13 protein-coding genes are annotated in these 11,490 nt (G+C 51.6%); 8 read left to right on the top strand and 5 right to left on the bottom strand.

Annotation, left to right across the window (positions count from 1 at the left end; all coding sequences use genetic code 11):
• The first annotated feature begins 136 nt into the window (after positions 1 to 136).
• The 4 genes from C7K08_RS10765 (at position 137) to C7K08_RS10750 (ending at position 3,929) form a co-directional block, all read left to right on the top strand.
• Entirely contained in the window at positions 137 to 1,000 is an 864-nt protein-coding gene (locus C7K08_RS10765) for a bile acid:sodium symporter family protein (RefSeq protein WP_106500617.1), read from the top strand.
• A gap of 26 nt (positions 1,001 to 1,026) precedes the next feature.
• Positions 1,027 to 2,538 (top strand): sulfatase-like hydrolase/transferase, encoded by a 1,512-nt coding sequence (locus C7K08_RS10760; RefSeq protein ID WP_106500616.1) that lies wholly within the window; start codon positions 1,027 to 1,029, stop codon positions 2,536 to 2,538.
• A gap of 295 nt (positions 2,539 to 2,833) precedes the next feature.
• Entirely contained in the window at positions 2,834 to 3,235 is a 402-nt protein-coding gene (locus C7K08_RS15540; RefSeq protein ID WP_161955890.1) for a M23 family metallopeptidase, read from the top strand.
• Positions 3,236 to 3,245: 10 nt separating this feature from the next.
• Complete coding sequence (locus tag C7K08_RS10750) at positions 3,246 to 3,929, top strand: hypothetical protein (RefSeq protein WP_106500614.1); 684 nt, start codon at positions 3,246 to 3,248, stop codon at positions 3,927 to 3,929.
• Here the strand turns inward: C7K08_RS10750 and C7K08_RS16450 are convergent.
• The 4 genes from C7K08_RS16450 to C7K08_RS10730 all read right to left on the bottom strand — a co-directional run bounded on the left by C7K08_RS16450 (position 3,926) and on the right by C7K08_RS10730 (position 6,469).
• Positions 3,926 to 4,342 carry a hypothetical protein gene (locus C7K08_RS16450; protein WP_241537214.1) on the bottom strand — a complete coding sequence of 139 codons (417 nt, stop codon included), beginning with the start codon at positions 4,340 to 4,342 and terminating at the stop codon, positions 3,926 to 3,928. The genes C7K08_RS10750 and C7K08_RS16450 overlap by 4 nt on opposite strands.
• A 155-nt stretch (positions 4,343 to 4,497) precedes the next feature.
• Positions 4,498 to 5,469 (bottom strand): tRNA glutamyl-Q(34) synthetase GluQRS, encoded by a 972-nt coding sequence (gene gluQRS, locus C7K08_RS10740; RefSeq protein ID WP_162842904.1) that lies wholly within the window; start codon positions 5,467 to 5,469, stop codon positions 4,498 to 4,500.
• A gap of 5 nt (positions 5,470 to 5,474) precedes the next feature.
• Positions 5,475 to 5,750, bottom strand: coding sequence for an HU family DNA-binding protein (locus C7K08_RS10735; RefSeq protein WP_106500612.1), 276 nt, complete (start codon positions 5,748 to 5,750; stop codon positions 5,475 to 5,477).
• Between the two features lie 62 nt (positions 5,751 to 5,812).
• Positions 5,813 to 6,469 (bottom strand): MBL fold metallo-hydrolase, encoded by a 657-nt coding sequence (locus C7K08_RS10730; RefSeq protein WP_106500611.1) that lies wholly within the window; start codon positions 6,467 to 6,469, stop codon positions 5,813 to 5,815.
• A gap of 53 nt (positions 6,470 to 6,522) precedes the next feature.
• On the opposite strand from C7K08_RS10730, the gene C7K08_RS10725 reads away from it, so the two are divergent.
• Positions 6,523 to 8,607 (top strand): glycogen debranching protein, encoded by a 2,085-nt coding sequence (locus tag C7K08_RS10725; protein WP_106500610.1) that lies wholly within the window; start codon positions 6,523 to 6,525, stop codon positions 8,605 to 8,607.
• A gap of 177 nt (positions 8,608 to 8,784) precedes the next feature.
• On the opposite strand, the gene C7K08_RS10715 is transcribed toward C7K08_RS10725, so the two are convergent.
• A complete protein-coding gene (locus C7K08_RS10715; RefSeq protein ID WP_106500608.1) occupies positions 8,785 to 9,000 on the bottom strand; it encodes a chlorophyll a/b-binding protein in 216 nt (71 codons plus the stop codon).
• Positions 9,001 to 9,636: 636 nt separating this feature from the next.
• Here C7K08_RS10715 and C7K08_RS10705 point away from each other — a divergent pair.
• The 3 genes from C7K08_RS10705 to C7K08_RS10695 form a co-directional block, all read left to right on the top strand.
• Entirely contained in the window at positions 9,637 to 10,584 is a 948-nt protein-coding gene (locus C7K08_RS10705) for a metal ABC transporter solute-binding protein, Zn/Mn family (protein WP_106500607.1), read from the top strand.
• Positions 10,577 to 11,347, top strand: coding sequence for a metal ABC transporter ATP-binding protein (locus tag C7K08_RS10700; protein ID WP_106500618.1), 771 nt, complete (start codon positions 10,577 to 10,579; stop codon positions 11,345 to 11,347). The genes C7K08_RS10705 and C7K08_RS10700 overlap by 8 nt, the downstream gene beginning before the upstream one ends.
• Positions 11,340 to 11,490 (top strand): metal ABC transporter permease (locus tag C7K08_RS10695; RefSeq protein ID WP_193464833.1); only part of this gene is annotated, 151 nt, incomplete at its 3' end. The genes C7K08_RS10700 and C7K08_RS10695, both read left to right, overlap by 8 nt.

The following is an 11,490-nucleotide window of genomic DNA, read 5'->3' as shown; positions in this document are numbered from 1 at the left end:
GTAAAAATCTGAAGCGCTTATCACGGCAGGAATTTACCTATAAGGAGGAGCCTTCGCTTGCGGCTGCCACTGCGGTGATGATTACTTTGATTGGCCTTGTGGCGATTGTTTTATTAATGATTGGTGGCACTGGAAGATGAATTTACTGCCAGAAATATTAGTTAAAGTAACATTATTCACAATAATGCTTAGCTTGGGGGTGAGCGTTGATAATAAAAATTTACTGGGATGGATTAAACAGCCAGGCTTTTTATTGCGCATTTTGGTGGCCTCCTGTGTGGTTGTGCCCCTATTGGCATTAATGCTATTGCAATCACCATTAACTGCTGGTTTATCACCAGCTTCAAAGTATGCAATTGCCTTGATGGCCCTCTGCCCAAGCGCGCCACTTACCTTGCGCAAGGCAGCTARAGCTGGCGGTGATCGTCAGCTTGCAGCGGTGTTKCAGGTTTGCTCAGCKTTGGCTGCGGTGATCTCAGTGCCWTTGCTAGCAGGCCTTTTTCGCTCCCTATTTGCCATTGAAGGTTGGCAGATTGATCCCGCAGATGTGGCCATTCAAGTGTTAACTGCTCAGGTATTACCCCTATTGATTGGTATTGCAATTCGAGTTTATAAACCTATTTTTGCCAGYCGAATTGAAAAAAATCTTGAGAGGTTGGCAAATTTCTTGTTGGCGTTATTACTAGTGGTGTTGCTTGTGAAAATAGGCCCTGATYTGCCGGCATTTATTGCAACAAATTTAASTGCGCTTGTTTTRATGGTTGTGCTTGTGGCATTAAGCCTTGCAATTGGCTATGGGCTTGCAACAGGYGYTGGCTGCAATCGCCGCACAGCCGCTTTGCTGGTGGCSATGCGCAATCCAGGYTTAGCCCTGTTATTTGCTAGCACCCATGGGGGCCATTTGATCGGAATTAAACTTGCCATAATCACTTACGTGATCTTAACAATTGCGTTAACTACTGTTTGTTTTAAGGTTGCCGATTTGATTRAGCCTGCCTAGGGTAATCTRGTTRARCGGARTTATTGATGCCAAACGGAAAGCCAAACATCCTGATTCTTTGGGGTGATGATATCGGCCAAAGCAATTTGAGTTGCTATAGCCATGGCTTGATGGGATATCAAACACCCAATATCGACCGYGTGGCGAATGAAGGTGCGAAATTYATTCACTATTATGCGGAGCAAAGTTGCACCGCTGGTAGATCTGCTTTTATTAGTGGCCAGAGCGTTTACCGCACCGGCTTATCAAAAGTTGGTTTACCYGGTGCCGAAAATGGCTATCACCATGATGATCCAACCATTGCTGAATTATTAAAACCCCAGGGYTATCGCACCGGTCAATTTGGTAAGAATCACTTCGGTGATCGCGATGAACATCTGCCAACAATGCATGGCTTTGATGAATTTTTTGGTAATTTATATCACCTCAATGCAGAAGAGGAACCTGAATTAAGGGATTACCCAAAGGAGGATGATCCCGAGTTTCCTAATTTTCGCAAGCGTTTTGCCCCCAGAGGYGTGCTTCATTGTTGGGCTAATCCAGATGGCAGCCAGCGCATCGAAAGCACTGGGCCTCTAACTCGGAAGCGGATGGAAACGGCAGATGATGAATTTATGGCGGAGGCCAAGCGTTTTATCCGTGATGCAGTTGCATCTGGCGAACCCTTCTTTGTGTGGTTTAACACCACCCATATGCACTTCCGCACCTATGCCCGCCCCCAAGATGTGGGCAGATCAGGGCGCTGGCAATCKGAATATCACGATGTGATGATCTACCACGATGAATGCATCGGGGAGATGCTTGATCTCATTGATGAGTTGGGGATTAGCAACGACACYATTGTGATGTATGGCACAGATAATGGCCCCCATATGAATAGCTGGCCAGATTCTGGGATGACGCCTTTTCGCAGTGAAAAGAACACTAATTGGGAGGGAGCATATCGAGTTCCAGCAATGGTGCGTTGGCCTGGAAARATTGCCCCAGGCACAAACATAACTGGAATTTGCAGCCACCTWGACTGGCTGCCWACCCTGCTTGCAGCAGCGGGTGAACCAGATATTAAGGAGAAATTRCTAACTGGCTATCAGGTGGGAAATAAAAACTTCCGTATCCAYCTTGATGGTTATAATATGCTTGATTTTTGGACTGGTAAAATAGATAAAAGCCCCCGRCGTGAATTTTTCTACTTCTCMGATGATGGTGATTTAGTGGGTTTGCGATACGACAACTGGAAGTTTGTRTTYCGYGAACAACGTGTTCAAGGTACGTGCCAAATATGGGCAGAACCTTTTATTGAATTACGCGTGCCAAAGATATTTAATCTGCTCACCGATCCCTATGAGCGGGCWGATTTCACCTCCAATACYTACTGGGATTGGATTTTCGACCATATCTTTTTGATTGTGCCAGCCCAGTCCTATGTGGCTGAATTYCTTGCCACTTTTAAGGCCTATCCGCCACGGCAAAAGGCAGCAAGTTTCTCCTTGGAGCGGGTGATGGAGCGTTTGGAAAAAGCGGTGGGCGGCCCTGCCTAAACCCTGGTKGTTATCAGTTAAAGCAGCTACAACGGTGCAGTTGCAACAGCMRTTGCCCATGKTTGGCAAGTTATCACTGGCTCGCTGGTTTTGTTTGCCAATTGGCGTTCTCCTTACCCTGGGGCTTGCATCTGAAAGTAAGCCCCCATTAATTCCAAGCAGCACTCCGGTGGCTGATCTGGGCACAAACACAAAACTGCCTGCCCATCTGGAAGAAAGTTTTCGTGTTATGCCATCTCCACCACCACCAATAGGGTTCTTGGCTTTTAAAAAACAGCCTGGAGCCACTGCTCTGTTGTTTTACCCCCTCGATCAACCAGCCCTGGATATCAGCCCKTTTAAATGGCGCTATTCAGAAAGCCGCAAGGGTTGGCGCATGCATGCTGGCCTTGATCTGATGGCACCGGAGGGGGAGGCCATAAGACCTGTTAAAAGCGGCCGAGTGGTTTTAGTAGAYACAATTTCTGGCTATGGCATCACCGTWGTTGTGGCCCATGGTGAGTTGAATCAAAGTTTGTATGCCCATCTTTCGGCCGTTGATGTGAAACCTGGTGATCAGGTTGAGCCSAGYTCCCTATTGGGGCGGGTTGGCCAAACTGGTGTTGCCAGTGGCCCCCACCTACATTTCGAATGGCGTGAACGCCTAGGAAATGGCTGGGTTGCCCTTGATCCCATGCCTCTGATGATTCCCCAATAGGAGGGATGAGTTGTTTTCAAGTATTGATTTGTTAGAGCAATGGTGTGTTGATCGCGCTGCTGCTGGCCAGAAAATWTTGGGCTTGTGTGCCCCGCCGGGTAGTGGCAAAAGTTGGTTGGCAAGCCAATTGCAARYAAGGCTGAGTGTGGCCAGCCTTTCCCTTGATGATCTTTATTGGCCCCAGCCGCAATTACAGCAGTATCAACGCGGTTTACCGGGCAGCCACGATCTACCACTACTGAAGCAAGTGTTGGCTGATTTTCGCCAGCACGGTAAGGCGATGGCCCCTTGTTTTGTTAAGGGATTAGYGGCTGGTGCTGGTGATCGCCAAGGCCAACGCCCTTTGGTTGGGGATTTGCTTTTGCTGGAGGGTTGGTGTGTGGGTGCAAGAGGTGTGCCAACGCTTCAGCCATACCAGSCMMTTTGGCAGCAACTTGATGGCCTTTTATTGCTGCGTCCCCCYAGTTATGGGCGGGTGATGCGYTGGCGTTTGCAGGCGGAGGCTAAACAGCGCCAACAGGGGGGTGGTGCCTTAWCAGCCAAGCARGTGGCAGCCATGGTGCTGGCTTTTTATGGCCATCTACCGGCRGAAAAATGTTTTGCRCCSYTRTGGCAACAACCCCAAYTACCAACCTGGCAGCTACGGCTCAACCACCAAAGGSAACCGCTTGGGCCAATTGAAGTTGTTTGTTAGGTCCAGTTGCCGCCAAAGTCGTCGTCGAAACCTTGATATGGCATGAATTCATTCCAGCCYGGGCTGGCTTGRTCCATTAAGCCGTATTGGGCATCCACKGCATCGGTGGCGGTGTTGCCGGTGGGACGGGTATCGCAGGTGATGCTGCCATCACTGGCAGTGCTGCAGTTGTCGAATACAACTCCCGCMTGAACTGGTGAAATCAGCAAGGCAGCACCGATGATGGATGCGCCCAACTTGTTGTTCAACACGCCGATGTACACCGATTGGACCGCCGTTATTCTGCTGCTTCTTACGGCAGCACCCTTAGCCGTGGTAGTTGCTACCGCAGCCTTTTTCATCTGGCGGCAAAAGCGGGCGAAGCTTTGAGCTTTGTAGGCAACTGGAAACCTTTGCCAAGGCAGGGCAGGCAAGTGCGGTAGGAGTCTCTGCCTTGGCGCAGCACRCCGCTGCCGCCACAGCAAACACAGGTGATGGTGGCTTTCGAAACTGCTACTGCTGAACCCATGGAAACAAAAAACCTGCATCCATAATGGTGTGAATATGCACACTTGATCCCGAATTAATTCTAAAGAAGTTGCTGTTTTAGGGCCTTTAKTGAAAAATTTTTTGGTTTGTTTTTAAGTTCTTCTAATAATTCTTGGGCGCTAATGCTGCTGCCTGGTGCTATCCAGCCATTTTGAGCAGCCCATTTGCCAATTAATTGTGCGGCGCTGCCGCCTTGGGCTTGCCAACTGGCTACTCCTAAGGCCCGATCGCGTTTTGCCAATTTGTTGCCTTGGTTATCCAAGAGCAGCGGCAAATGCCAATACTGGGGCGCTGTTTGGCCAAGCATTTGCATTAGTGCCACCTGGGGACCTGTGGAAACCCAAAGATCGCTTCCTCTCACAACCGTGTTAATGCCCATCCACAATTCGTCTACGGCAGTGGCRAGGTGATAGGCCACATAGCCATCAGCGCGGCGCAGCACCACATCCCCCACCTGCTCTGCGCCATTTAATTTATTTGGGTAATTGCCCAACTCCTGCCATTCCAATTCAGTGGCGGGCAAATGCAAGCGCCAGCTSGGTAATTTGGCTTGTTCTTCCCCCCAGCTGTGCTGTTTATCAAGGCAGGTGCCCGGGTAAAGGGGCCAAGCACCATGGGGTGCGGAAAGATGGGCCAACATCCGCCTGCTGCAACGGCAGGGGTAAAGCGCACCGCTGCGGCGCAGGGCTGAAAGAATGCTGGCGTATAAACCTCGGCGTTCACTTTGGCGCCAGATGGGTGGATCCCAAGCCAAACCAAGCCAGGCCAGATCAGCAATTATTTGCGCTTCTGCGCCGGCTTGCACCCGGGGTGTGTCGAGGTTGTCGATGCGCAATAACCATTCCCCCCCCTGCAAACGGCARAACAACCACGACAGCAATGCCGTGTGCAGGTTGCCCAGATGCAAAGGGCCGCTAGGGGTGGGKGCAAAGCGACCACGCTGCCGTTGGCTGCGGYAAGCCTGGGCAATAAAAAGCTCCCCCCTCAGATGAGCGGGGAGCGCYTCTAGCAGGTGAATCAGCCTTGAACCCGCTCTTTAAACAGTTTGCCAGCGGTGAAAGCAGGCACTTTTTTGGCTGGGATGGCGATCTTTTCGCCAGTTTTAGGATTCAAACCCTGGCGGGCGGAACGCTCACGGGATTCAAAGGAGCCAAAGCCAAGGATCGATACCTTTTTGCCTTCCACAACTGAATCAACGATCGTTTCGATGGCTGCATCAACAACCTGGGAAACATCGGTTTTGGTGAGGTCGGTGCGGGCGGCCACCAAATTAACAAGATCTGCTTTGTTCATAAAAGTGTTTACGAATTCAGTGAACCCMGCAATCGTATTGAGCCTGCATCGAGTGTGCAACCTTAATTTTCAGCATTCGCAATGCTTCTCAGCTGCAGTGCCCGGGCGCCATGCTCCACCAGCTTGGCCCCAGCCAGGGGCCCAAGCCCTGCGGCGCAAGCGATCTGCCCAGGTGAACCGCTAGGYAGCCAAGCTTGTAGTTGCTCCAAGCTGCGTTGCAAACGGGGCCAATGAAAATTGTTATCGCTGGGGCGGGCACACACCCCACCAGCGGCGGTGGGCCAAAGCAAACGSCCGCAAAACAACACATCATTCAGGCCTTGGCTCCAGTGGAGAACGCAGGAGCCGGGGCTTGGCCCAGGCGTCCAGAGCAGATTTAGGCCAGGTTCGATGCTGTGTTGGCGGCTGAATGAATGGAGGGCAGCTTGATTTGTTAATTCAAGATTTGGCAGCAGGTAGGCCTCCTGTTCCTGCAAAAGCACTGGCCAGCCCAAAAGTTGCTGCCAGCGTTTGCACTGGCCATGGCCCTGGCGATGGCTAAGCACGATCCAGCCGGGCGGTTGGCTTTCAAGGAATAGCTGATTTTCCTCATTTAAAAGTGGGGCGTCCACCAGCACTGAACAGCCGCCACTGCTGCGCAGCAGCCAGGCGTTACCGCCAGCGCTATGGCGATTTGGCGGGAAAACCCATAGATCGGCGCGCAGTTGGCTAATGCCCATGGGTGGAATGAAGTAACTGCCAGTGGCTAATCTGGAACTGTGGCAGAGGGCAGATGGCTTTCGGAATTGGGAGGCCATGGCCCCTGGGCAGCAGTTGCACAGAAGCGGGGGTGAACTTTGTGGTGGCGGCCCCCCAGGCCACCAAASTGGAGTTGTTGTTGTTTGAAAACGGCAGCTCAGCGGAGCCCTATCGAGTAATCCCGCTTGATTTAAACCACCGCAGTGGTGATTACTGGCATGTGGCTGTTGAAGGAGTTGGGTTGGGTTGTTGTTATGGATATCGGGTTTTTGGTCCTAAGTGCAGCTCAGGCCATGGTTTTAATCCAGCCAAGGTGCTTTTGGATCCATGCGCACGGGCAATTWGCGGTTGGGATGTTTACAACAGAGAACTAGCCACTGGCGATCAGCCAAACACGGCTAATTGTTTGAAGGCGGTGGTAACGGAAAGAGAGCGTTTTGATTTCCAGCGTTTCCCGCGGCCGCGGCGGCCCTGGCGACAATCGGTGATCTATGAACTGCACCCTGGCGGTTTCACTAAAGCTGATAAAAGCCCCGCTAGCCCTAATCATYGCGGCACATTTTTAGGYCTAATTGAAAGTATTCCCTATCTATTAAGCCTGGGGATTACAACGGTGGAACTGCTGCCACCAATGGCCTTCGACCCCCATGATGCCCCCGCTGGCCGTTTGAATTATTGGGGCTATAGCCCCTTGAGTTGGTTTGCTCCGCACCATGCYTAYGTGGCTGGCAATGATGCACAACAGGGGCGCTCTCAGGTGCGTTCGCTTGTGGAGGCCTGCCATAAAGCCGGCCTTGAGGTGATAGTGGATGTTGTTTATAACCACACCACAGAAGGTGGTGATAAGGGCCCCACCTTGAGTTGGCGTGGCTTTGCAGATCAAACCTATTACCTGCAATCAGAAGATCGCAAATATCAAGATGTATCTGGCTGTGGTAACAGCATTGCTGCAAATCGCCCCTTGGTGAGGCAATTAATCCTGGAATCGATGCGCTGTTGGGCTTTGGAATTAGGGGTTGATGGTTTTCGTTTTGATCTCGGTGCCGCCCTAACCCGTGGTGAAAATCTCACCCCCCTTGATCATCCACCCCTATTTGAAGAAATGGAGGCCGACCCTGAGCTTGCCGATGTGAAATTAGTGGGGGAGCCATGGGATTGCGGTGGTTTATATCGCCTCGGTGATTTTCCAGCAAAAAGGGTTGGCACTTGGAATGGCCGCTACCGCGATGATCTAAGAAGATTTTGGAAAGGCGATGAAAATACCGCTTGGAATATGGCTGAACGCTTGAGCGGCAGCCCMGATTTATTTAACGGCAAGGCGGCACCTGCAGGTAGAASTATTAATTTCATTACCGCCCATGATGGCTTCACATTAAATGATTTAGTTAGCTACAACGATAAACATAATTTAGCTAATGGAGAGGATAACCGCGATGGCGATTCCCATAACAACAGCTGGAACCATGGCGTGGAAGGCCCGAGCACAGATCGCGGTATAAATAATTTGCGCAGCCGGCAAATGCGTAATATGTTAACTACTTTACTGATATCTCCTGGGGTGCCAATGCTGCTCATGGGTGATGAGCAGCACCGCAGCCAAGGGGGAAATAACAAYTGTTGGTGTCAAGATAATCCCTTGGGCTGGATGAATTGGGATAGTGATGTTGAGGCRGAAAACCTACGCACTTTTACAAAAAGGCTWCTGCGCCTGCGCCAACTATTACGTGAATTTATTAATCCAGATGTGCCYCTAGAARAAGCTGAAAATAATCAAYWCCCCTGGCGSCAATGGCATGGGGTGGAGCTTGGTAAGCCCGATTGGGCAAGCTGGTCCCATGGATTTGCCTGGAGTGTGCAAACAGCTGCTGATGGCCCGAGGCTTTGGTGTGGCATGAATGCTTAYTTCAAAGCTTTGCATTTTGATATTCCCAATTCACCTAGCGGTTGGAAAAGGGTTGTTGATACCGGTTTACCTGCCGATGAAGATCTGCCGGCAACACCRCCGATTTGGCGKCCGCCATCGGCACCGATGGAAAGCCGCAGTTTGATGTTGCTGGTGGCAGGAAATATTGAATTAAGCCTSWWAWTTTTAAAAATYATRATTTTAAAAAACGTTTAGCTAATTTWAGTGCCAACACAACTGTTGCAGCGCCGTAGGAGCTAAATGTGATTATTTGGCCAAGGCTGCCGCTGCCATAGATATCRCGATCAAGCAAAATTAAATCCGCAAGCGATGCAACAGTTCCCCAGATCAACACCCAAGTGCCCACATAGGCCACTGCYTTTAACTTGGGGTTCATAGCTGTAAATACCAACTCACTAGGGATAGCACCTGGCCGGCGGGGCCGCGACCGCTCACTAATTCACCAATTAAAGCTGCGGCAAAGCCAACCATGGCWACTCTKCCATTTARAAGTTCAACGGCRGCAAGGGCYTTGTTGTTCCAGGGGCGCCGGGTGGTGAGGCCCTCACCAAATTTTTCGATCGGTTCGTATTGGAATTGGTTTGGCATCACTGCTCGTGCTTCTTAACGGGAATGATTAAAAATAGATCTGTGTGCAGCTTGGCAAGGCTCAATGGCGGCATGGCGTTGGCGTGGATCACTATTGATGGTTGCTTTTTTGTTGGTGGCGTCACCGGCATTGGCAAGCCTGCCCGGTGATCGGGGGCCAACGGCTGCTCTGCTCAARCCAGGGKCATCTGAATTGGTTTTCAGAAGGGTGCCCGGCCGTCACGCTAACGGCGATCAGCTTTGGTATYTGGAGCTCAAACGCAATGGTGAGGTGGTGGCCAGGTGGCGYGCAGCCAGCGGTGCTGCWGCAAAGCAAAAGGCAGACCGTTTTTGGAGCCCCGGTAATGCAGCACCCCTGCCRCCAGGTAGTTACCGCTTAGGGGAGCCTGAGCCYTGGGATAACAGYTAYTGGTTGGATYTGCTGCCAAATTTCCCCACCACCCGCAGCGCCCTGGGCATCCACACCTGCCTGCCKGGGGTGGGTTGCATCTGYTTGCCGGATAARGCCGACACCGATGCCCTGGCCCGCTGGGTGAAGGCYCTCAACCTGAAGCAACTCACGGTTTTGAACTGAGCAAGCCRACGAGGCAAGCYGCCTTGTTAGAATGAAAACCATTTTCAAGCCGCCCTTCGCCAATGGGCTTCATTTCTGCTCATTTTCGGCCAGTTGCCTGGCTRGTAATTGTTTTAAGCCTGGGGGCCTGTAGCAATTCAACTGAAAGCTCAAAACAATTCAAGGTTCTTACAACCTTTATGCCGATAAGCTTGTTTACCAAGGCGGTTGCAGGCAATTGCGCTGAGGTGCAAGCCCTCATCCCAGCTAATAGTGGACCCCACGATTTTCAAGCTAAACCGGCAGATTTGAACGCCCTGCGCCAGGCGAAAGTTTTAGTTAAAAATGGTTTGGGGATGGAAGGATTCCTGGGCAAGCTAATTGCTTCCGCCGATAACAAAGATTTGCTGGTKATCGATWCAAGCCGTGGCATTACCACCCTTGATTCACCAGCAGAGGAGGGCCATGCAGAGGAAGCTCACTCCAATCACTCTCACTCAAGCCATGGTGAGGTRAATCCCCATATTTGGCTTGATCCACTGCGGGCCGTTAGTCAGGTGGAAAATATTCGCGACGGTTTAGTTAAGGCTGATCCCAGTTGCGCGGCTAGCTATCGCCGCAATGCAGCAACCTACATAGCCAAGTTGCAAACACTAAATGCTGAAATAAGCAATMAATTGAATCCATATCAAGGCAAAACCTTTGTGGCTTTCCATGATTTTGCCCCTTATTTTGCCGATAGATACAAGCTCAAGGTCGATTTTCTTGTGGATGTGCCAGAACTAAATCCAAGCCCCGCCGATCTAATGCGGGTGGCGGCTGCTGTGAAACGCAGCCAACTAAAAGCTTTGCTTAGTGAACCCCAAGAGGGYGAACGTTCCTTCAATGCCCTTGCCAAAGACCTGGGGGTGAAAATTAGTGTTTTTGAYCCAATGGAAACCGGCAGCRTGCAGGCTTYCCAAAATCCTGCTACTTATTTCAAGGTGATGCGTAGCAACGTGGCTGATTTGAYCAAGGCTTTTGGTGGATAATTCTGTTCTGCGGGTTGAAAACCTCAGTGTTCGTCGCGACGGGCAGCTGGTGGTGGATGGTGTGAATTTTGAATTGCTAAGCGAAAGTGATACCGCCCTTGTGGGCCCAAATGGTGCCGGTAAATCCAGTTTGGTGGCAGCAGTGCTGGGCCTATTGCCACGTCAAACGGGGGAGGTGTGGKTATTGGGGCATCGCCTGGGCCCTGCAGGTGAACTGCCCCATGGGGTGCGATCCCAGATCGCCTATCTGCCCCAATCCTTTGCGCTCCAAGGACGCTTCCCCCTCAGTGTGGCTGAATTCGTTGCTTTTGGTTTTGATCCCCCAGGCCCCCGCTTGCCGTGGCGTAACCGATCAAAACGCCGCGCTGCAGTGCTTGTGGCCCTAGCCCGCACCGGTTCTAGCAATCTGGGCGCAAAGTTATTGAGCGAACTATCCGGCGGCGAACTCAAGCGGGTGCTGTTGGCTTTTTGTGTGGTGCGGCCCCGAAAACTTTTGCTGCTGGATGAAGCGCAGGCGGGGCTTGATGCCACCGCCAGTGAGCAATTTCAGGAATTGCTGTTGCAATTGCGCCGTCAGGAGGGGTGGACCGTGCTGCAGGTATCCCACGACCTGGAAATGGTGCGCCGTAGTTGCGATCAGGTGTTGTGTTTAAACCGTTGTCTGCGCTGCAGCGGGCCGCCAACCCATGCCCTTAATCCCCAACGCTTGGCTGAGCTCTATGGGCCAAACGTGGTGGCCTATCAGCATCAGCACCATGGTTGATAGCGCTGGCGTACTTGCCCAACCGTTTATGCAGCGGGCCCTGCTGGGGGGCCTGCTCACCGGGGGGCTAGGCGGTTTGCTGGGTAGCTTTGCGGTTTTGCGGCAGCTTTCCTTTTTTAGTGATGCCCTTGGCCATTCCGCCC

This window comes from Synechococcus lacustris str. Tous, assembly GCF_003011125.1.
Taxonomy (GTDB): domain Bacteria; phylum Cyanobacteriota; class Cyanobacteriia; order PCC-6307; family Cyanobiaceae; genus Synechococcus_D; species Synechococcus_D lacustris.
Note: the sequence above shows the minus strand (reverse complement) of the source record. Positions and strands in the feature narration are given on the sequence as shown.

What these genes read in the sequence shown, in the direction of transcription:
- C7K08_RS10735 (WP_106500612.1), bottom strand. Translation starts at nt 5,750, where the DNA reads ATGAACAAAGCAGATCTTGTTAATTTGGTGGCCGCCCGCACCGACCTC.